Origin of the sequence: Pseudomonas sp. JAI115 (assembly GCF_014200835.1) — a bacterium.
In the GTDB taxonomy this organism is placed as follows: Bacteria; Pseudomonadota; Gammaproteobacteria; order Pseudomonadales; family Pseudomonadaceae; genus Aquipseudomonas; species Aquipseudomonas putida_A.
This window is the reverse complement of sequence record NZ_JACHCY010000001.1, coordinates 735,883-755,585: the sequence shown is the minus strand read 5'-3', so window position 1 is coordinate 755,585 and position 19,703 is coordinate 735,883. Positions and strand designations below refer to the sequence as shown.

Annotated in this window: 21 protein-coding genes; 9 read left to right on the top strand and 12 right to left on the bottom strand. The window is 61.9% G+C overall.

Annotated features, from left to right (window positions below; translation table 11 throughout):
• Window positions 1-35: 35 nt before the first annotated feature.
• From HDC30_RS03380 to HDC30_RS03365, 4 genes are read right to left on the bottom strand one after another with little or no spacing between them, the layout of a single operon-like run.
• Window positions 36-788 (bottom strand): N-formylglutamate amidohydrolase, encoded by a 753-nt coding sequence (locus tag HDC30_RS03380; RefSeq protein WP_183780773.1) that lies wholly within the window; start codon window positions 786-788, stop codon window positions 36-38.
• The gene (locus HDC30_RS03375) at window positions 772-2,103 is read right to left on the bottom strand and encodes a glutamine synthetase (RefSeq protein WP_096796505.1); all 1,332 of its coding nucleotides are present in this window, start codon (window positions 2,101-2,103) and stop codon (window positions 772-774) included. The genes HDC30_RS03380 and HDC30_RS03375 overlap by 17 nt, the downstream gene beginning before the upstream one ends.
• Complete coding sequence (locus HDC30_RS03370) at window positions 2,100-2,744, bottom strand: isochorismatase family cysteine hydrolase (protein ID WP_027611640.1); 645 nt, start codon at window positions 2,742-2,744, stop codon at window positions 2,100-2,102. Before HDC30_RS03370 ends, HDC30_RS03375 begins: the two co-directional genes overlap by 4 nt.
• A gap of 2 nt (window positions 2,745-2,746) precedes the next feature.
• Window positions 2,747-3,601 (bottom strand): MurR/RpiR family transcriptional regulator, encoded by an 855-nt coding sequence (locus HDC30_RS03365; RefSeq protein WP_027611641.1) that lies wholly within the window; start codon window positions 3,599-3,601, stop codon window positions 2,747-2,749.
• Window positions 3,602-3,936: 335 nt separating this feature from the next.
• On the opposite strand from HDC30_RS03365, the gene HDC30_RS03360 reads away from it, so the two are divergent.
• Complete coding sequence (locus HDC30_RS03360; RefSeq protein ID WP_183780769.1) at window positions 3,937-4,506, top strand: histidine phosphatase family protein; 570 nt, start codon at window positions 3,937-3,939, stop codon at window positions 4,504-4,506.
• Complete coding sequence (cobF, locus tag HDC30_RS03355) at window positions 4,506-5,261, top strand: precorrin-6A synthase (deacetylating) (protein WP_183780767.1); 756 nt, start codon at window positions 4,506-4,508, stop codon at window positions 5,259-5,261. Before HDC30_RS03360 ends, cobF begins: the two co-directional genes overlap by 1 nt.
• A 107-nt stretch (window positions 5,262-5,368) precedes the next feature.
• On the opposite strand, the gene ftrA is transcribed toward cobF, so the two are convergent.
• Window positions 5,369-6,343, bottom strand: coding sequence for a transcriptional regulator FtrA (gene ftrA, locus HDC30_RS03350; protein WP_183780764.1), 975 nt, complete (start codon window positions 6,341-6,343; stop codon window positions 5,369-5,371).
• Between the two features lie 102 nt (window positions 6,344-6,445).
• Here ftrA and HDC30_RS03345 point away from each other — a divergent pair, with 102 nt between their 5' ends.
• The 4 genes from HDC30_RS03345 (at window position 6,446) to HDC30_RS03330 (ending at window position 10,097) form a co-directional block, all read left to right on the top strand.
• On the top strand, window positions 6,446-6,874 hold the full coding sequence (locus HDC30_RS03345) for a rhodanese-like domain-containing protein (RefSeq protein ID WP_027611645.1): 429 nt from the start codon (window positions 6,446-6,448) through the stop codon (window positions 6,872-6,874).
• 245 nt (window positions 6,875-7,119) lie between these two features.
• Window positions 7,120-7,899 (top strand): ABC transporter substrate-binding protein, encoded by a 780-nt coding sequence (locus HDC30_RS03340; protein ID WP_003226194.1) that lies wholly within the window; start codon window positions 7,120-7,122, stop codon window positions 7,897-7,899.
• 198 nt (window positions 7,900-8,097) lie between these two features.
• Complete coding sequence (locus HDC30_RS03335; protein WP_183780761.1) at window positions 8,098-9,210, top strand: succinylglutamate desuccinylase/aspartoacylase family protein; 1,113 nt, start codon at window positions 8,098-8,100, stop codon at window positions 9,208-9,210.
• Between the two features lie 170 nt (window positions 9,211-9,380).
• Entirely contained in the window at window positions 9,381-10,097 is a 717-nt protein-coding gene (locus tag HDC30_RS03330; RefSeq protein WP_183780758.1) for an alpha/beta hydrolase, read from the top strand.
• 3 nt (window positions 10,098-10,100) lie between these two features.
• Here the strand turns inward: HDC30_RS03330 and HDC30_RS03325 are convergent, their stop codons facing one another.
• Complete coding sequence (locus tag HDC30_RS03325; protein WP_086792572.1) at window positions 10,101-10,667, bottom strand: hypothetical protein; 567 nt, start codon at window positions 10,665-10,667, stop codon at window positions 10,101-10,103.
• An 85-nt stretch (window positions 10,668-10,752) separates the two neighbouring features.
• On the bottom strand, window positions 10,753-11,535 hold the full coding sequence (locus HDC30_RS03320; protein ID WP_183780755.1) for a hypothetical protein: 783 nt from the start codon (window positions 11,533-11,535) through the stop codon (window positions 10,753-10,755).
• A 131-nt stretch (window positions 11,536-11,666) separates the two neighbouring features.
• Here HDC30_RS03320 and HDC30_RS03315 point away from each other — a divergent pair, with 131 nt between their 5' ends.
• Both HDC30_RS03315 and HDC30_RS03310 read left to right on the top strand, forming a co-directional pair.
• Window positions 11,667-12,203 (top strand): chalcone isomerase family protein, encoded by a 537-nt coding sequence (locus HDC30_RS03315; protein WP_183780751.1) that lies wholly within the window; start codon window positions 11,667-11,669, stop codon window positions 12,201-12,203.
• Window positions 12,204-12,274: 71 nt separating this feature from the next.
• Complete coding sequence (locus tag HDC30_RS03310; protein WP_183780748.1) at window positions 12,275-13,594, top strand: Nramp family divalent metal transporter; 1,320 nt, start codon at window positions 12,275-12,277, stop codon at window positions 13,592-13,594.
• Window positions 13,595-13,785: 191 nt separating this feature from the next.
• Here HDC30_RS03310 and HDC30_RS03305 read toward each other — a convergent pair whose 3' ends face one another.
• Genes HDC30_RS03305 through HDC30_RS03295 form a run of 3 tightly spaced genes read right to left on the bottom strand, consistent with a single transcriptional unit; the run spans window position 13,786 to window position 16,367 of the window.
• On the bottom strand, window positions 13,786-14,967 hold the full coding sequence (locus HDC30_RS03305) for an acetyl-CoA C-acetyltransferase (protein ID WP_027611652.1): 1,182 nt from the start codon (window positions 14,965-14,967) through the stop codon (window positions 13,786-13,788).
• Window positions 14,968-14,978: 11 nt separating this feature from the next.
• Window positions 14,979-15,644 carry a CoA transferase subunit B gene (locus HDC30_RS03300; protein WP_123588357.1) on the bottom strand — a complete coding sequence of 222 codons (666 nt, stop codon included), beginning with the start codon at window positions 15,642-15,644 and terminating at the stop codon, window positions 14,979-14,981.
• A 24-nt stretch (window positions 15,645-15,668) separates the two neighbouring features.
• Complete coding sequence (locus tag HDC30_RS03295; RefSeq protein ID WP_183780745.1) at window positions 15,669-16,367, bottom strand: CoA transferase subunit A; 699 nt, start codon at window positions 16,365-16,367, stop codon at window positions 15,669-15,671.
• A gap of 150 nt (window positions 16,368-16,517) precedes the next feature.
• Between HDC30_RS03295 and HDC30_RS03290 the strand changes: the two genes are divergently transcribed.
• Entirely contained in the window at window positions 16,518-17,393 is an 876-nt protein-coding gene (locus HDC30_RS03290) for a LysR family transcriptional regulator (protein ID WP_183780741.1), read from the top strand.
• A 106-nt stretch (window positions 17,394-17,499) separates the two neighbouring features.
• Here the strand turns inward: HDC30_RS03290 and HDC30_RS03285 are convergent, their stop codons facing one another.
• Both HDC30_RS03285 and HDC30_RS03280 read right to left on the bottom strand, forming a co-directional pair.
• Window positions 17,500-18,342 carry an NAD-dependent protein deacetylase gene (locus HDC30_RS03285; RefSeq protein ID WP_183780738.1) on the bottom strand — a complete coding sequence of 281 codons (843 nt, stop codon included), beginning with the start codon at window positions 18,340-18,342 and terminating at the stop codon, window positions 17,500-17,502.
• A gap of 152 nt (window positions 18,343-18,494) precedes the next feature.
• Window positions 18,495-19,541 carry a class I SAM-dependent methyltransferase gene (locus tag HDC30_RS03280; protein WP_183780735.1) on the bottom strand — a complete coding sequence of 349 codons (1,047 nt, stop codon included), beginning with the start codon at window positions 19,539-19,541 and terminating at the stop codon, window positions 18,495-18,497.
• Window positions 19,542-19,703 lie beyond the last annotated feature (162 nt).

Below are 19,703 nucleotides of genomic sequence, written 5' to 3'. Positions count from 1 at the left end.
CCATCGTTACAGCGTCAGCAGTCTTGCAGCATTCTTTACAGCAGCGGTGCCAGGCGCTCGGCCCACAGCGAAACCGCTTCCGGGCTGCGCAGCAGATCGTTGCGCACCTCGATCAGCACCGACTCCAGCCCCCGGGCATCGCCGTGCACCGGCACGGTCATGTCGCCCAGCGGATCAACCCGGTACGGCTGGTTGCCCGCGACTTTCAGCGGGTGCTGACCGAGGCCATCGATCACCCGTTGCGCATAGGCGCCGGCCTGACCGAACAGCACGCCGACTTCCAGCGGGCGCGGCTGGCCGTAATACACCGGGGTAAAACTGTGAATCCCCACTACCCGCACCGCCTGGCCTTGTGCAACGCGCTGGTCGATCAGGGTCTGCAGCCGGGCGTGAAACGGTTTGAACAGGGTCTGGCGCCGGTATTCGCGCGTTGCTTCGTCCAGCTCGCGGTTACCGGGCACCTGATAAATCTCGCTCTGCGCCGGAATGCTGTCGGGGGCATGCCGGGGCCGATTGAGGTCGATCAGCAGCCGTGAATAGTTGGCGCTCAACAGTGTCGCGCCGAGTGTCTCCGAGACCTTTTCGGCCAGTTGCAGTGCGCCGATGTCCCAGGCGATGTGTTCGCGCGCGGCGGCATCGTCCAGGCCCAGATTGTTCAGGGCCTCGGGGATGTAGCGGCTGGCGTGCTCGCACACCAGGATCAACGGATGCGATGACTCTTCGCGGCTCAGGTTGTAGACCGGGCGGGTGTACAACCCCAGCTCGGCGGATTCAGTACAGGCGTGCATAGTGCTCACACAGGTCAGCGGGCGAGAGCTGTTCCGTCAGCGCCAGTTCCTCGGTTTTAAGGGCGTGGTAAGTGTCGAGCAACGGCTTGGGCAGCCATTGATTGAAGGCTGCACTGTCACGCAGGCAATCCAGCGCCTGGGCCAGCGAGGCGGGCAGGGCCACAATGCCCCGGGCCTTGCGTTGCTCGTCGTTGAGTGAATCGGGAATTTCATCGGTGATCGCGTTCAGCGCCAGACGCTGTTCGATGCCCAGCCGTCCGGCAATCAGCAGTGCGGCCATCGCCAGATGCGGCGAGGCGGTGGCGTCCATGGCACGAAATTCCAGGTTGTACTGCGCCGCCACGGATTTGCCGCCCAGGCTCACGGTCGGACAAATGCGCAGCGCCGCTTCACGGTTCTGCTGCCCCAGACACGCATAGGACGCGCTCCAGTGGTGTGGCTGCAAACGCTCGTACGACACCGGTGTCGGCGCGGTGAACGCACACAGCGCCGGCAGGTAATGCAGGATCCCTGCGGCCCAATGCTGGCCGAGGGTCGACAGACCGTTGCTGGTGCCGGCGTCGTAGAGCAGTGGCAGACCTTGCAGGTCGAGCAGGCTGATGTGCAGGTGCACGCCGTTGCACACCGCGTCAGCCTTGGTTTTCGGCGCGAAACTGACGTCGACGCCCATTTGTCGGGCGATTTCGCGGGTGATCTCGCGCACGTTGACCGCACGATCCGCCGCCGCCACGCCGAGGGTCGGCCGGCAGGTGATTTCGTATTGGTGCTTGCCGTATTCGGGCAGGAACATTTCCGGCTCAACGCCACCCGCGCGCAGCGCGCTGAGCAGCCAGCCGCCGAACTCGGCCCCCTGCCGCTGGGCTTCAAGGGAAAACGCCAGATGCTCGGCAAAACCGGCATGCAGGTTGAATTCGTGTTCGAACGCCGCGTTGACCTGCAAACCGAGGTCGTCGCGATAGCGCTCGATTTCATCGCGCAACAACGTGCGCGGGCAAGCGCTCCACGGCCGGCCATCGGTCTCGCGGATGTCGCCATGGATGAAGTCCAGCGCCGGTGCTGCGGCGTCCGGGCCATTACCGACCGTCACGCGACTGGCCAGATCGGGAATCAACCGCAAATCACCATAAGCGCCCCATGGGTTGGTCGAGGCGATGATGTCCTGAGGCGTCAGTGCGCTGTTGGCTGGCACCCAGCCGCACCCGGCCGCTTGATAATGTTCCAGCTGATCGGTGGGAAACGAGCGGCCACGGGTGATGCCGATCAGGTCGGTGGTGACGATGGTGGTCATCGGCAACGGCGTCAGGCGCTCACTCATGGACGCATCTCCTGCAAGCGGCCGAGCACGGTTTGTGTGTCAGTGATCCAGCAGTAACCCTTGATCGCGTTCAGGCAGGCGTCATGCCGCGCCGGGGTGTAGGTGGCGCAGGCGTCTTCGACCAGCGTCACCAGATAGCCACGGTCGGCGGCATCGCGCACGGCCATGTCGACGCACTGGTCGGTGACGATGCCGGCAATGATCAGGTGGCGGGTTTCGAGGTTGCGCAGTACGTAATCGATGTTGGTCGAGTTGAACACCCCGGACGAGGTTTTCGGCAACACGATTTCGTTTTCCACCGGGGTCAGGTCGTCGATGATCCGCGCCTGGGTGCTGCCCTTGGGCAAGTGCATGTCCGACAGTTTGTGATCCAGCGAGCGGTCGCGACCGTCGGCGGTCAGGCTTTCGATAATCGTGTGCAGCACATTCTGCCGCGCTTCGCGAAAGGCACTGAGCAAGCGGCGCTGGTTGGGCACCACCTGCATGTGCGCGCGGGTCAGGAAATACTCGGCATCCGGGCCGTTCAGGTGCGGGTCGAACTGCGGTTCGAGCCAGGCACGCTGCATGTCCACCAGCAACAGAGCGGTGTGACCGGTGACGAACGGCAAATCCCGCGGCGAGCGGTGGGGAAGACTGAACATCCTTATTTATCCTCCAGCAGATGGGTGTTGAAGTCGTTGCGCAGGGCGTCGATGCCTTCCAGGCGATCGGCCAGATCGGGGCTGCGCAGGGTCAGGCAGGCAATCAGCGCCTCGACCTGGGCCAGCGCCGGCACCATGGTGTCGAACGGCGAGGCCGATTCCACCGGAGCACTGATGATCAGGTCAGCCAGTTCACGCAGTGGCGAGGCATAGATGTCGGTGAACAGCACCACCCGCGCGTTGTTGTTCTTCGCCGCCGAGGCCACCCGCAGGGCCTGGGACTGGTAGCGGCGGTAGTCGAACAGCAGCACCACGTCCTGGCGTTGCAGATCGAACAGGCGGTCGGGCAGTTGCGCGTTGTCTTCCAGCGCAAAGCAGCCGGGTCGCAGCAGGCGCAAGTGGTTGAGCAGGTAGTTGGCCATCAGGCTGCTGAAGCGCCCGCCGAAGCAGTAGATCTGGTGCCGGGTATCGAGCAGCCAGTCGAGCAGAATGCGCACGTCTTCGGGTTGCGTCAGAACCTGGGTTTCCACCAGCAGGCGTTGGCTGTCAGCCAGATAATGGCCCCAGGCATCGTCTTTATTGAGGTGCGAGCGTGGCTGCAACAGGGTGCGCGGCGAACGCAGGCGGTGGTCCATGTCGCTGAGCAGGGCGTCCTGAAACTCGGCATAACCGCCAAATCCGAGCTTCTTCACCAGCCGCACGATGGTCGGATCGCTGACGCCGGCGTGTTCGGCCAGACGCGCCATCGGACCCAGGCCGTTGCGTGGATACTGGTCGAGCAGGGCGCGAATCACTTTGCGCTCCGACGGCGTCAGTTCCAGGCCGGGGTCGGTGATCAAGTCTCTGAGAGGGGGCATCCGGGCTCCTGCTGGATGAAGGGGGGGGTGTTGAATTCGTTTCACAATCCGTTAAAACAGTATTTATGTAACTCGGGTTACATGTCTAGTGAATTTTTAGCGTTGGCGATTCGACGTTTAAATAAGCTCACAACCCTGAGTAACAAGGGCTACACCTGAGTCTGTGCCTCTTGTAGTCCATTGCCTCCAAGCGTGTCAGACATTGCCGCTTTTTCTACTTCAGAGTACTGGGCTGGAGGTTCACGAGATCCCCTGAAGCGACCGGGTTACGGCACAATTGCCACAAGACCGGCGATTTACCGCCGATTCAGCTGATGTTCATCGAGTGAAATCCTGTGCAGTCCACCCGTTTGACTTTGATTTGCCACGCGCGAACCGTCGCACAGAAATTGTCGCGCTTTCCTACGAACGAGCCTGTTGAAAATTCGCCATTCGCGATCGGCGCGTTGGCCGCGAAGTTCGCCAGCGCCAGTCGTTTGTTGTGCGGGCCGGAATTGCGTACGCGCCAGACTGCCGAGTGGTTCGGTGCGGCGCCGCAAGTGGACGAAGCGCTGCGCGATTGCGATTGGGGGCGCTGGCACGGGCAAGCGATCAAGGATCTGCAAGTGCGCGAGGCCGAGGCCTTGCAGGCGTGGATCAATGATCCGCAGGCGGCACCGCATGGTGGCGAGTCGGTAATGCAGTTGAGCGAACGCGTGGCGGCATGGCTGACCAGTCTGCAAGGCGTATCGGGGCACATCGTCGCTGTCACCCATCCGTTTGTGGTGCGTGCGGCACTGATGCAGGTGTTACAGGGCGCGGCGTTCAACGCCATTGATGTTGAACCGTTGTCCGTGATTGAACTGCGGTTCAACGGCATCTGGCGGCTACGCTTGCCGGGTATCGATCTTGCGGGAGCACTGTAATGAAACGACTGCTAGTGATTGGCATCGGCGCCGGAAATCCCGACTACATCACGATGCAGGCGGTAAAGGCGCTGAATCAGGTCGACGTGTTCTTTCTGATGGACAAAGGCCCGAGCAAGGACAAACTGATCGATCTGCGGCGCGACATCTGTGCGCGCTACATCACCGACCCTGGGTATCGCTTCGTCGAATCCCACAGCCCCGAGCGCGCGCGCGGCGACGTGGACTACACCCGCGCGGTCGATGATCTGAACCGTGCCAAGCAGGAAACCTTTGAACGGCTGATCAATGAAGAATTGGCCGACAACGAATGCGGCAGTTTCCTCGTGTGGGGCGACCCGGCGTTGTACGACAGCACGATTCGTATCCTGCAGGCGATTCGGGTGTCAGGCCGCTGTGCTTTCGAGTTTGAAGTGATCCCCGGGATTACCAGTGTTCAGGCGCTGGCCGCGCAGCATAAAGTGCCGTTGAACAGCATTGGCCGGTCAATTGAAATCACCACTGGCCGGCGTCTGGCGGCGGGGCAGGTGAGTGACACGGACAGCCTGGTGGTGATGCTCGATGCGGAAGATTCCTACCACCATGTGGCGGATCAGCAGACCGAGATTTATTGGGGGGCTTATCTGGGCACGCCGGATGAGATTCTGATCAGCGGCAAGCTCAAGGATGTGGCGGCCGAGATCGAGCGGGTGCGCAAGGCTGCACGGGCCGAGCATGGGTGGATCATGGATACCTATCTGTTGCGCAAGCCCTAGATTATGTCTGTCTGGGCTGGCCTCTTCGCGAGCAGGCTCGCTCCCAAAGGGGTACCCATTTCAAATGTGGGAGCGAGCCTGCTCGCGAAGGGGTCATCACAGCCACCTCAGGAAATCGCTTTGACCCCACGCCCAAACCGCTCCCGATACACCGACGGCGGCACCCCGACCACGCTGCGAAACGCCACGCGAAAACTTTCCACCGAGCGATAACCGCAGCGCAGGGCAATCTGCTCGGTGTTGTGCACGCTGCTCTCCAGTAATTCCCGCGCCCGGGCCAGTCGCTCGTGTTGCAGCCACGCTTTGGGCGATTGTCCGCTGGCTTCGGTGAAACGGCGCAAAAAGGTGCGCTCGCTCATCGCCGCTTCGCTGGCCAGATCGCGCACTTCCAGCGGTTGGTGCAAGCGCTCGCGGGCCCACTGCATCACCCGCGACAAGTCGTTGCGCGGCGTCGCGCTGACCGGCGTCGGGATGAACTGTGCCTGACCGCCAGTGCGTTGCGGCGACATCACCAGACGCCGGGCCACTGAATTGGCGACCTGGGTGCCGAAGTCCCGTGCCAGCAGATGCAGGCAGGCATCGATCCCGGCGGCGCTGCCCGCCGAGGTGATCAACTGTCCGGAGTCGACGTAAAGCACATCCGGATCGACCGCAATTGCCGGAAAGCGTCGCGCCAGTTCATCGGTGTAGCGCCAGTGGGTGGTTGCGCCGTGGCCATCGAGCAAGCCGCTGGCGGCCAGCACGAACACCCCGGAGCAGATCGACAACAGCCGCGCACCTTGGGTGTGGGCCTGTCGCAAGGCGTCGATCAATGCCGGTGGTACGGGGGCCGCGCGGTCGCGCCAACCGGGAATGATGATGGTGCGCGCCTGCGCCAGCAGCTCCAGGCCGCCGTCGGCCAATACGTGAATCCCGCCCATGGCGCGCATCGGCCCTTGATCGACGGCGACGATGCAGTGCTCGTACCACGGGAAATCGAACTCCGGCCGGGGCAGGCCGAAAATCTCCACGGCAATGCCGAACTCGAAGGTACAGAGGCCATCGTAGGCCAGAATCGCAACCAATCCAGGTGAGTCAGGCATTTGGCGGAAAATTCCCGGTGAGTGTCTTGCGCGCCACTGTAGCGCCAAGTGCCGGCCCGATAAAGTCTGCTCACACCCCAACAGATGAAGGAGCCACACAACATGACCAGCCTGGTTCGCGACATTCCTGCTGCACCGTCGGCGATTGCCCTGATGCATTTCAGCAACCGTCTGACGTTTGAAACCGATTGTTCTGACGTGTACAGCAGCCAGGAAGCCGGTGAAGTCGATTTTGTCCTGGTCGATGTGCGCGGGCCTTTGGCGTTCGAGCGCGGTCACGTGCCGGGCGCGATCAACATTCCGACCCGCTTGCTGACCGCCGAAGGCCTGGCGGAGTATTCGACGAGCACGTTGTTCGTGGTCTATTGCGCCGGCCCGCACTGCAACGGCGCCAACAAGGCTGCGGTGAAACTGGCGGCGTTGGGTTACCCGGTCAAGGAGATGATCGGCGGCGTGACCGGCTGGCTGGATGAGGGTTTTTCGCTGAGTGTCGAACAGCCTGCCCGAGTTGTCATTGCCTGCGAATGCTGACAGTTTTTTCAGCCATTTCCTGAGCAGAATCGGAGTTTGTCCTACAGCCTTTGCACCATGTCGGCGCACTGTTGATCCCGGTCAACGCGTGCGCCGATTTTCTGTAAGTATTTGTCGCCTAAACACAATTTGCCCTGTGCGCGCCGCCATAGACTGCCGGCCACGTCGGTTTTTGCTGCTCAATGGCCATGACCGAACGCCAATCGAAAGCTGCCAATAAAAGCCTCCGCACACAGGAGTAATAAATGAAGAAGCTAGTGATGTTCGGTGCCCTGGCACTGTCGATGTTGTCCCTGACCGCTGTGGCCGAAGATGCCAAACCGATTCGTCTGGGGATCGAAGCCGCTTACCCGCCATTCTCGATGAAAACCGCTGATGGCAAACTCACCGGGTTCGACGTCGATATCGGCGATGCCCTGTGCAAACAGATGGACGTCAAATGCGTGTGGGTCGAGCAGGAATTCGACGGCCTGATCCCGGCACTCAAAGTGAAGAAGATCGACGCGATCCTGTCCTCGATGACCATCACCGACGACCGCAAGAAAAACGTCGATTTCACCATCAAGTACTACCACACCCCGGCGCGCTTCGTGATGAAGGAAGGCTCCGGTGTCAAAGACCCGCTGACCGAGCTCAAGGGCAAGAAAGTCGGCGTGCTGCGCGCCAGTACCCACGACCGCTACGCCACCGACATGGCCAAGGACGCCGGGTTTGAAGTGGTGCGCTACGGCTCGCAACAGGAAGCCAACCTCGACATGAAATCCGGTCGTCTCGACGCGATGCTCGCCGACTCGGTCAACCTCAGCGACGGTTTCCTGAAGACCGACGCCGGCAAAGGCTTCGAATTCGTCGGCCCGACCTACGAAGACGCCAAGTACTTCGGCGGCGGCGCGGGCATCGCGGTGCGCAAGGGCGATACCGAGCTGGCCGAGAAATTCAACAAGGCCATCACCGAAATCCGCGCCAATGGCGAGTACAAGAAAGTCCAGGACAAGTACTTCGACTTCGACGTGTACGGCCATTAATACGCTGTAGAAAAAAGTGGTCCCGTTTGCGCGGTGGCCACTTTTTTTATGCTCTGCTTCATAGGAGAACCCTGTAGGAGTGAGCCTGCTCGCGATAGCGGTTTAACATTCAGCCGCTTTAGTGCCTGACACACCGCTATCGCGAGCAGGCTCACTCCTACAGGGGATCTGCGTGATCCAGCCATTCAGGAGTTACCCATGCAACGCATCGACCATGTCCTGCCCTGGAGCCATCTGGGCAGCGAACGTTCCCTCAGCGTCTTCCGTTACGGCGCGGGCAGCCGCAAGGTGTACATCCAGGCCAGCCTGCACGCCGACGAGCTGCCGGGGATGCGCACCGCGTGGGAACTCAAGCAACGCCTCAATGCTCTGGAACAGCAGGGCCGTCTGCAAGGCGTGATCGAGCTGGTACCGGTGGCCAACCCGATTGGCCTCGACCAGCATCTGCAAGGCAGCCACATGGGGCGCTTCGAGTTGGGCAGCGGGAAGAATTTCAACCGCGCGTTTGTTGAACTCAGTGCGCCGGTGGCGGCGCGAATCGGTGAGCAACTGGGCAGCGACGCCGAGGCCAACATCGCGCTGATCCGCCAGACCATGGGCCAGGTGCTCGATGAGTTGCCAGCCCCGGCCTCGCAACTGGAAGCGCTGCACCGCTTGCTGCTGCGCCATGCCTGCGACGCCGACATCACCCTCGATCTGCATTGCGATTTCGACGCGGCGATTCACATTTACGCATTGCCGCAACACTGGCCGCGCTGGCAATCGCTGGCGGCGCGACTGAAGGCCGGCGTGGCCTTGTTGTGCGAAGACTCCGGTGGCAGTTCGTTCGATGAATCGTGCTCGTTGCCGTGGCTGCGTCTGGCGCGAGCGTTTCCGAGTGCGGCGATTCCCCCGGCGAACCTCGCCACCACCCTTGAGCTGGGCAGCATGGGCGACACGCGGGTCGATCAGGCGCAGGCCAATTGTGAAGCGATTCTCGGCTTTCTCGCCGAGCAGGGTTTCATCAGCGGCGAATGGCCGGCGGCACCGAGCGAGTGCTGCGAAGGCATGCCGTTCGAAGGCACCGAATATCTGTTCGCCCCGCACCATGGCGTGGTCAGTTTCCTGCGCAATGCTGGGGAGTGGGTCGAGCGGGGCGACGCGCTGTTCGAAGTGGTCGACCCGTTGAATGACCGCCTCACCACTGTTTGTGCAGGCACCAGCGGCGTGTTGTTTGCGATCGATCGTGGGCGTTACACCCAGCCGGGGATCTGGCAGGCCAAGGTGGCGGGGCGCGAGCCGATTCGGGTGGGCAAGCTGATCAACGACTGACAGATTTCCTTGGATTTTCCGGCCTCATCGCGAGCAGGCTCACTCCTACATTTGGAATGCGTTGTCCCTGTAGGAGTGAGCCTGCTCGCGATAGCGGTCTCGCCAGCACCACTCTCTTCAGAGAGTGTTAGGCTCACCGACGAACCCGACACTCTGTGAAGGAAGGCTCTATGTTGAAGGCGTTTACCCTGTTAACCCTGCTGGCGTCCAGCGCCGTCCACGCGCAAACCACGCTGCAAAGCGATTTGCCACTGAAATACATCGAACAGGTTCACCCGGACGCGAACACTCGGCCGCTGGTGATTTTTCTGCACGGTTACGGCAGTAACGAAGCCGATCTGATCGGCATGAAGTTTCAGCTGCCGGCGCAGTACAACTACCTTTCGGTGCAGGCGCCGTTGGCGTTGGGCGAAGGGCGTTTCCAGTGGTTTCGCAAAAAAGGCGAAGGCGCCTACAACGGTGAGACCGATGATCTGAAGGCCAGCGGTCAGAAACTGCGGGAGTTTGTCGCCCAGGCGGCGAAGAAATATCACGCCAGCCCGGACAAGGTGTACCTGATCGGCTTCAGCCAGGGCGCGATGATGACGTACGAGGTGGGCTTGCGTCCGCCCGTGGCGGTCGGCGGCATTGCGGCGTTGAGCGGACGCCTGTTGCCGGTATTGAAAACCGAGCTCCAGGCGCAGCAACAACCGTTGCCGCTGAAGATCTTCATCGGCCATGGCACCGCCGATGATCGGGTGCCATACCGCGACGGCACCGAAGCCAATGCGCGGCTGCAGAAACTCGGCTACAGCCCCGAGTTTCACGCTTATCCCGGTGTCGGCCACAGCATCAGTTCTGCCGAGCTGCGCGACTTGAACGCCTGGCTGCAGCAGCTCAATCCGTAAGGATCACTTGTCCTTGAGGATGGTTTTCACCAGCGCATCGTGACCGCTCTTGTCGCTGGCCCGGGAAATCACCTGAACCAGCGCCATGCGCTTGCCGGAGGCGGCGAGCAGGGTGGTATTGAGGGTCTGGCCGCCGCCCTGAGTGGCGGTGCTGTCGACCTGACGCACGCCGAGGCCGCTGCTTTTCTGGGTCAGGCTTTTTTCGCTGAGCTTGTTGAAGTCCGGCAGGGCCTTGCGCTGGTCATCGATGAAACTCGCCAGGCTGCCATCGAGAAATTCGTTGTCGTTGTCCTTGACGCTGGCGCCGCCGGCGATCTGGTTTTCCGCGGCGATGACCACGGTCTTGGTCGCCTGATTGGTGTACATCGTGCCCTTGGCACCGGTTGGCCCGGCCGGCAGCGGGTCGGCGGTGAAGCCTTTGGGCAGGACGAAGGTGAACTTGCCGTCGAGCATCGACACGTTGTTGGTCGAGGCCTTTTCCTTGGGCTTGGCTGCCTGGGCGTTGAGGGCGCCGAGGCCGGCGACCGCCGCAAGCAACAGGACGACGGCTTTCTTGCTGAGCAATGACATGTGAATCTCCGAGGGATGGTCGCGCCAGGGCGGCGATGATCCCACGGAGCATGCCTGGCATTCCAGCGCGGTTTGTCAGGCTGCCTCAGCCTTGAGGTTGTGGGCTTTTGGCGGGAGTCGGTCGGGCCAGCAACTTGCGGGTGACCCCGAGCATCGCCACCGACACCGCGACACCGGCGATGAATCCGCTGAGGCCGAGACTCGGCAGGGTCAGCGCCGTCACCAGGCAAAATGCCGAGAACGAGTACATGCCGGTCGCCGTCGCCCGCAGCAATGCCGCGGTAAACGCTGGGCCACGAGTCTGCTGAGAGAATACCGCCATCACACTGCCGAGCACCGGGAACACCGCGAGCAAGCCGCTCCAGCGCTCGCCCACAGTACTCGCGAGCATGGTCACCAGCAGCGTCAGCGCCGCACCGGCAATCATCCGCCAGAGCAGTTTGTCCGACTTCGGCGCCGGGCCGTTCAGCACCGGCTGCACGTCGGGAAACAGGTACGGCGCGGCGAGCAGGGCAATCGCCGCCGCAGCGACCGAGAACGTCAGTGACGACGGAATCAGCGACAACACCAGCGCCAGTCCCGCCCACACCGACAGTGACGCCGTCAGCGCCAACGGCCAGTTCGCCCGCTGCGCCACCTGCGCGTAGGTGATGCAGAAGGCGATCATGGCGAACATCGCTGACAGCGCCGCCACCGCCGATTGTGCAGCAAACTGCGGCCCCTGTTCGATGGCGAGGAAAAACAGAATCGGCCCGACCACCACCGGCAACCCCGACAGCCAACCGGCCACGCTCGGCCCCCAGCGCTTGCCGGCGAGAGAAATCAGCAGCAGAAAAGCGGGAATCAGCAGCAGTTTGAGGATCAGCACGCGGGAGGCCTCCGGGGATGGGATGGCCAAGGTAACCGATTGCTGCATTGATCGACAATTTTTGTATACAAAGTGTGCGAGTGATATCCGCTATGCTCTGAAGATCAGGGTTTACCGGAGTCGATACCGCGATGAGCAAACCATCGAAGTTGCTGCGTGGGTGCTGTGGCATCGGCTTGTGGGCGTTGTTGCTGACGCCGACCTGGGCCAATTGGCAGGACGCCGTGCCCGGCGCGCAAATCATCGGCACCGGCGATTTCAGTGTGTTCGGCTTCGACGTCTACAACGCCCGGTTGTGGAGCGCGGCACGCCCGTTGTCCACCGAACAGCCCTTCGCTCTGGAGCTGATCTATCGGCGCAAGATCTCCCGCGATGATCTGGTGCAGGCCAGTGTCGATGAAATCAAACGGCTGGCAGGCTCGGGCGTCAGTCCCGCGCAACTGGCCAGGTGGCAAGGGCAAATGGAGCAATCGTTCGTCGATGTGCAGGCCGGCACGCGGATTACGGGCGTGTATCTGCCGGGGCTGGGCGCGCGGTTTTTTGTCGGTCAGCAGTTGCAGCATGAAATCGATGATCCGCAATTTGCCCGGGCATTTTTCGATATCTGGCTGGATCCGCGTACGCGCAATCCCGAACTGCGTGAGCAACTGTTGGGCATGAGCCGATAGAGTTTTTGTTCTTCAAGGCGCTGACTGAAACCTCTAAGCTGCGTCTTTCGAACTTGTTTCTGGATGTGTGCGTGAAATTCAGCTTACCCAAAATCGCCACCGCGCCGTTCTGCCCGCCGGAGGTGGCCGGCAGCGTCGCGGTGGATCCGAGCGCTTCGTTCTTCAAACGCGTGTTGCGTTTTGCCGGGCCTGGCTTGCTGGTGTCGATCGGCTACATGGACCCGGGCAACTGGGCGACCGCGATCGAGGCCGGTTCGCGTTTTGGTTACAGCCTGCTGTTCGTGGTGTTGCTCGCAAGTCTGGCGGGAATGGTCGTGCAGTGCCTGTGCTCGCGTCTGGGCATCGCCACCGGTCGCGATCTAGCGCAATTGTCCCGCGAGCGCTACAGCACCCCGACTGCTCGCCTGCAATGGGTGCTGGCGGAAATCTCGATCATCGCCACCGATCTGGCCGAAGTGCTCGGCTGTGCCTTGGCCTTCCATTTATTGCTGGGTTGTTCGCTGACCTTCGGCATTGCCCTGACCGCCTTCGACACGCTGCTGGTGCTGGCCTTGCAGAACCGTGGCTTCCGTCGGCTAGAGGCGATCATGCTGGTGCTGGTGGCGACCATCGGCGTGTGTTTCTTCGTTGAACTGGTGCTGATCAAACCCTACTGGCCGGATGTGTTCGCCGGTTTCAAACCGTCGCTCTCGGCGATCAGCGATGCCGCACCGCTGTATCTGGCGATCGGTATTCTCGGCGCGACGGTGATGCCGCATAACCTCTACCTGCACACTTCGATCGTGCAGACGCGGATGATCGGCAAGGACCTGGCCAGCAAGCAGGACGCGGTCAACCTGGCGCGCATCGACACCATCGGTTCGCTGGCCCTGGCGCTGCTGGTCAACGCGGCGATCCTGATTCTGGCGGCGGCTGCGTTTCACCAGTCCGGGCATACCGACGTGGTCGACATTCAGGACGCCTACCACCTGCTCGACCCGCTGGTCGGCGGCGCGCTGGCCAGTGTGATGTTCGGCGTGGCGTTGCTGGCGTCGGGGCAGAGCTCGACGTTCACCGGGACCATCGCCGGACAGGTGATCATGGAGGGGTATCTGAACCTGCGGATTCCCTGCTGGCAGCGGCGGTTGATCACTCGCGGACTGGCACTGATCCCGGCGTTCATCGGCGTGTGGCTGATGGGGGATAACGCGGTGGGCAAGTTGCTGGTGTTGAGTCAGGTGGTGCTCAGCCTGCAACTGCCATTTGCGCTGTACCCGCTGATCCGCATGACCAGCGACAAGCAACTGATGGGGCCGTTTGTGAACCGGCTGCCGACCCGGGTGCTGGCGTGGGGCTTGTTTGCGGTGATCAGTGGCGCGAATGCCTGGTTGATTCTGCAGATGGTGGTGTGATTTTCAAAGCACCCTGTGGCGAGGGGATTTATCCCCGATCCAGTGCGAAGCGCTGGCAAAGATGTGTGTCGAGGCAATAAAAACTGGGGCTGCTGCGCATCCCATCGGGGATAAATCCCCTCGCCACAAAAGCGATGAAACCAGGCAGCGAGCGGATGTCGTGGATCCGCCGCCCGCTGTGAACTCGGGGGTTAAGCGCGTTCCAGCGCCAGCGCCACACCCTGACCGCCGCCGATGCACAGGGTCGCCAGACCTTTTTTCGCATCACGCTTGATCATTTCGTGCAGCAGCGTCACCAGCACGCGGCAGCCCGACGCACCGATCGGGTGACCGAGGGCGATGGCGCCGCCGTTGACGTTGACCTTGTCCAGATCCCATTGCAGATCCTTGGCCACTGCCAGCGATTGTGCAGCGAAGGCTTCGTTGGCCTCGATCAGGTCCAGTTGGCCGATGTTCCAGCCCGCCTTGTCCAGGCAGCGACGGGTGGCCGAGACCGGGCCGATGCCCATGATCGCCGGGTCCACACCAGCATTGGCATATGCGGCGATTTTTGCCAGCACCGGCAGGCCCAGGGCCTTGGCCTTTTCGGCGCTCATCAGGATGACTGCAGCGGCGCCATCGTTCAGCGACGAAGCATTACCGGCGGTGACGCTGCCGTCCTTCTTGAACGCCGGACGCAGTTTCGCCAGGGATTCGGCGGTGGTGTCGCCACGTGGTTGTTCGTCGACCTTGAACGCCACCGGATCACCTTTGCGCTGCGGGATCAGAATCGGGGTGATCTCATCGACAAAGCGTCCGGCCTCAATGGCCGCAGCGGCTTTGCGCTGCGAAGCGGCGGCGAAGGCGTCCTGCTGTTCGCGGCTGATCTCATATTTATCGACCAGATTCTCGGCAGTGATGCCCATGTGGTAATCGTTGAACGCATCCCACAGGCCATCGCTGATCATGGTGTCGACGATTTGCGCGTGACCCATGCGCAGGCCGGTGCGTGCGCCCGGCATCACATAGTTGGACAGGCTCATGTTTTCCTGACCGCCGGCGATGATCACCTCGGCGTCGCCGCAACGGATCGCTTGCGCGCCCAGGTGCAGGGCTTTCAGGCCCGAGCCGCAGACCTTGTTCAGGGTCATGGCCGGCACGGCGTGGGGCAGGCCGGCCTTGATCGCGGCCTGACGCGCCGGGTTCTGGCCGGCGCCGGCCGTCAGCACCTGGCCCATGATCACTTCATCGACCTGCGCACCGTCCAGACCGGTCTGTTCGAGCAACTGGCGAATCACCGCAGCGCCCAGATCCACGGCGGACACGCTGGCCAGCGAACCCTGGAAACTGCCGATCGCGGTGCGGGTGGCGGCAACAATTACGACGTCTTGCATTTTCGAATTCCTCACTGGGCAGCGAACTGCATTTCCGGTACGTGATCCGGGACGATCAGTTTACCAGCGGTTTTGGCGACGATTTCCTCGACGCTGACGCCAGGTGCGCGTTCCTTGAGGACAAAAGCGCCATTTTCGATTTCCAGGTAGGCGAGGTCGGTCAGCACGCGCTTGATGCAGCCGGCGCCGGTCAGCGGCAGGCTGCACCTGGCCAACAGTTTGGACTCACCGTCCTTGGAGGCGTGGGTCATGATCACGATGATGTTGTCGGCACCGGCCACCAGATCCATCGCGCCGCCCATGCCCTTGACCAGCTTGCCGGGAATCATCCACGAGGCGATGTTGCCTTCAACGTCGACTTCGAACGCGCCGAGCACGGTCAGGTCGACATGCCCGCCGCGAATCATCGCGAAGGATTCGGCGGAGTTGAAAATCGATGCGCCGATGCGTGCGGTGACGGTCTGTTTGCCGGCGTTGATCATGTCGGCATCGATGGTGTCTTCCGTCGGAAACGGGCCCATGCCGAGCAGACCGTTTTCCGATTGCAGCATGACTTCCATGCCTTCGGGAATGTAGTTGGCGACCAGGGTCGGAATGCCGATGCCGAGGTTCACGTAGTAGCCGTCCTGCATTTCGCGGGCGACGCGCTGAGCCATTTGTTCGCGGGTAAGTGCCATGTTTTTATTCTCCGTCAGCCTGGATTATTTGCGGATGGTGCGCTGTTCGATGCGCTTTTCGAACGTGCCGCAAATGACCCGGTCGACGTAGATGCCGGGGGTGTGGATCTGCGACGGATCCAGCTCGCCGGGCTCGACGATTTCTTCGACTTCGACCACGGTGATCTTGCCGGCGGTGGCCGCCAGCGGGTTGAAGTTCTGCGCGGTGTGACGGTAGACGACGTTACCGAAATGGTCGGCTTTCCAGCCTTTGACGATGGCGAAGTCGCCGGTGATGGACTCTTCCATCAGGTACTTGCGCCCGTTGAATTCCCGCACTTCCTTGCCTTCGGCGACCGGGGTGCCGACGCCGGTGGCGGTGAAGAAGGCCGGGATGCCGGCGCCGCCTGCGCGCATTTTCTCGGCGAGGGTGCCTTGCGGGGTCAGGATGACTTCGATGTCGCCCTTGAGCAGTTGCTCTTCGAACAGTTTGTTTTCGCCGACGTAGGAGGCGATGACTTTGCTGATCTGGCGGTCGGTCAGCAGCACACCGAGGCCGAAACCGTCGACGCCGCAGTTGTTGGAAACCACGGTGAGGTCGCGGGTGCCCTTGCGCTTGATCTCGGCGATCAGGTTTTCCGGAATGCCGCACAGGCCGAAGCCGCCGGTGATCACGGTCATGCCGTCTTCAAGACCGGCCAGAGCTTCCTCGTAGGAACTCACGCGCTTGTCGAAACCTGCCATATGCACCTCTTTTATTGTTTGTCGGGCGGCTGGCTAGCCGAATGACTGGAGTGTCGCGCTGGAGAATATATTTGTTAAGTTGATTTTTAAGGTTGATTGATTGATAAAGCTCAACAATTGACTGATTGCAGATACGGAAGCATAGCGCTCATGACCATCAAACAGATCCGTGCTTTCCTCGCTGTGGCTCAGAGCCTGAGCTTCGCCGTGGCCTGCGAGCGTCTGCACTTGTCGCAATCGGCGCTGAGCCTGACCATCAAGGCGCTGGAGGAGGGGCTGGGCGGGCGGTTGTTCAGTCGCAACACGCGCAATGTGGCGCTGACCGCCGAGGGCGAATCGCTGCTGCCGCTGGCCCGGCGTCTGATTGCCGACTGGGACAACGCCGAAGACGAAATGCGTCAGCGCTTCAGCCTGCAACGCGGGCGGGTGACGCTGGCGGCCATGCCGTCGTTTGCCGGCAACCTGCTGCCGCCGATCCTCAAGACCTTTCGCGCGCGCTATCCGAACGTCAATGTCACGGTCAACGACGTGATCAACGAGCAAGTGCTGGAAATGGTTCGCGACCGCCAGGTGGAATTGGGTGTGGCATTCGAACCGATGCAAAACACCTCGCTGACGTTTACCCCGCTGTACATCGATCGCTTTGTCGCGGTGGTGCCGCAGGATTCCACGTTGGCCGGGTGCACAGAGATCGACTGGGTGACCTTGCTGCAGGAACCGTTCATTACCCTGCAACGGCCGTCGACAGTGCGGGTGATGCTCGAAGAACACTTGCAGGCCCGGGGCATGAAACTGCCGGTGGAATTCGAGAGCCATCAACTGGCAACCGTCGGGCGCATGGTCGCCAGTGGCCTGGGGGTGAGTGCGGTGCCAGCGTTGTGCGCCGAGCAGATGCTGGAGCTGGGCGCGCATTGCCTGACCTTGAATGATTCAGTGGAGCGGGCGATTGGTGTGCTGACTGAGCCGGGCAATGAACTGTCGGCGGCGGCGCAGGCACTGTTCGATATTCTCAAAGCCGAACATTGATCCTGTGGGAGCGGGCTTGCTCGCGAAGGCGGGGTATCAGTCGAGGAAAGTTTGGCTGAAAGGACGCTATCGCGAGCAGGCTCGCTCCTACAGGGGAATCATCGGTTCAGGTGGTCAGACGTTGCACCAGCAACGGCAGCAGCTGTTCGCATGACGCCTCGATCTTCAGATCCAGCAGGTCATCGGCGCGAGTCTTGCCCAGATTGATCGCCAGCAACGGCTTGCCCCGATCGGCGATCACCCGGCACAGACGAAACGCCGAATAGGCCATCAGCGACGAACCCACCACCAGCAATCCCGCAGCATTCTCTGCCGCCGCCATGGCCCGCGCCGCTGTCGGTTGCGCTACGTTCTCGCCGAAAAACACCACGTCCGGCTTCATCCGCTCACCGGCGCAATACGGGCATTGCGGAGTCTGGAAGCGTGCTTCGAAGGCCGGATCGAGCAGGGTATCGCCGTCCGGCGCCTGCACCGCGTCGACCCCGGCCAGATAGGGATTCTGCTCGACCATCCGCTGCTGAATGTCGTCACGCGCGCTGCGCTGGCCGCAATCCAGGCACAACACCCGGTGCAGGCTGCCATGCAATTCGATCACGTTCTGACTGCCAGCCTGATCGTGCAGGGTGTCGACGTTCTGCGTGATCAAGTCGCTGATTCGCCCCTGGCGCTGCAACTCGGCCAGTGCTGTATGCGCCGCATTGGGCCGCGCCTGGCGCACCCGTGGCCAACCGAGCATGGCCCGTGCCCAATAGCGACGACGGGATTCCGGAGCGGCGAGAAATTCCTGATACATCATCGGCTGCCGGCCACGGCGCACACCTTCGCTGTCGCGGTAATCAGGGATGCCCGACGGCGTGCTGATACCGGCGCCTGTCAGCACCAGGAAATCGCCATCGGCCATGGCCTGGTGCAGGATGTCGAGGTGTTCGCGGGTCGGGCTGTCGAGCATGGTCAGCACTCCGGGGAGGACGATGCCCGCAGGTTAGCATTAACCGTGTGGCGAGGGAGCTTGCTCCCGCTGGACTGCGCAGCAGGCTTGTTTTGGGCTCGCTTTGCAATCCGACGGGAGCAAGCTCCCTCGCCACCGGTGATAGCGGTGATTTATTTGCGCGCCTCCAGAATCAGATTGAACGGCGTCTGCGTCGCCCGGCGAAAATGCTTGAACCCGGCCTCGGTAAACACCTTGCGCAAGCGCATTTCACCGGCCTGCGCACCCAGCCCCAGGCCAACTTCCTGGGACAGCGAATTCGGCGTGCAGATAAAGGTCGAGGCCGCGTAAAACAGGCGTCCGACCGGGTTGATGTTGTCGTCCAGCGCATCATTGGCAAACGGCTCGACCAGCAGCACCGTGCCGTCGTCCTTCAATGATTCGAACGCATGCCGTGCGGCGCCGACCGGGTCGCCCATGTCGTGCAGACAGTCGAAATAGCAGATCAGGTCATAGTCGTCGCCGGGGTAGCTTTTGGCGTTGTTCTGGAAGAATTTTGCCCGGCTGCTGACGCCGCCTTCTTCGGCGCGCTGGGTGGCGACGGTGATCGACGGCGCGTGATAATCGAAACCGACGAAGCGCGAGTTGGGATACGCCTGGGCCATGATCACCGTCGAGGCGCCGTGGCCGCAGCCGATGTCGGCGACTTTGGCGCCTTTTTCGAGTTTGGCGACCACGCCGTCCAGCGCCGGCAGCCATTCAGCGATCAAGTGACCTTTGTAGCCGGGGCGAAAGAAGCGTTCGGTGCCGCTGAACATGCACGGATGGTGATCGCCCCAGGGCAGGGCGCCATTGCCGCGCATGGCTTTGACCAGTTTGTCCTTGTCGTGGAAAAACGAGGCCACCACACCAAGTCCGCCGGCGACGTACACCGGCGAGTCTTCCACGGCCAGTGCCAGCGCCTGCTCTTCCGGCAACCGAAACTGGCCATCGTGATGCTCCATATAGCCGGACGCGACATGCGCGCTGAGCCATTCGCGTACCAGACGCGGGTTACAGGTGGTTTTTTCGGCGAGGGCTTGCGGGGTGACCGGCTGACTGTCGGCCATCGCCCGGTACAGCCCGAGTTCTTCGCCAACGATGACGTTCGCCAGCATCGCGGCGCCGCCCATGTCGTTGACCAGTTTGCCCATGAAGGCGTTGAGTCGTGTTTCGTCCATCACGAGTGCTCCTGATACAGGATCACCGTCCGGTGGCAAAACGTTGTCGAGGCATGGGCCGCTGGGCGGTGGTCACAGAAGTGGGCAGGGCACAGCTGACGTCGTCCTGCAATCCCCCTCGACTGGGTAATGAATCAGTCTAGCCGGGCTGGGGCAAGATGC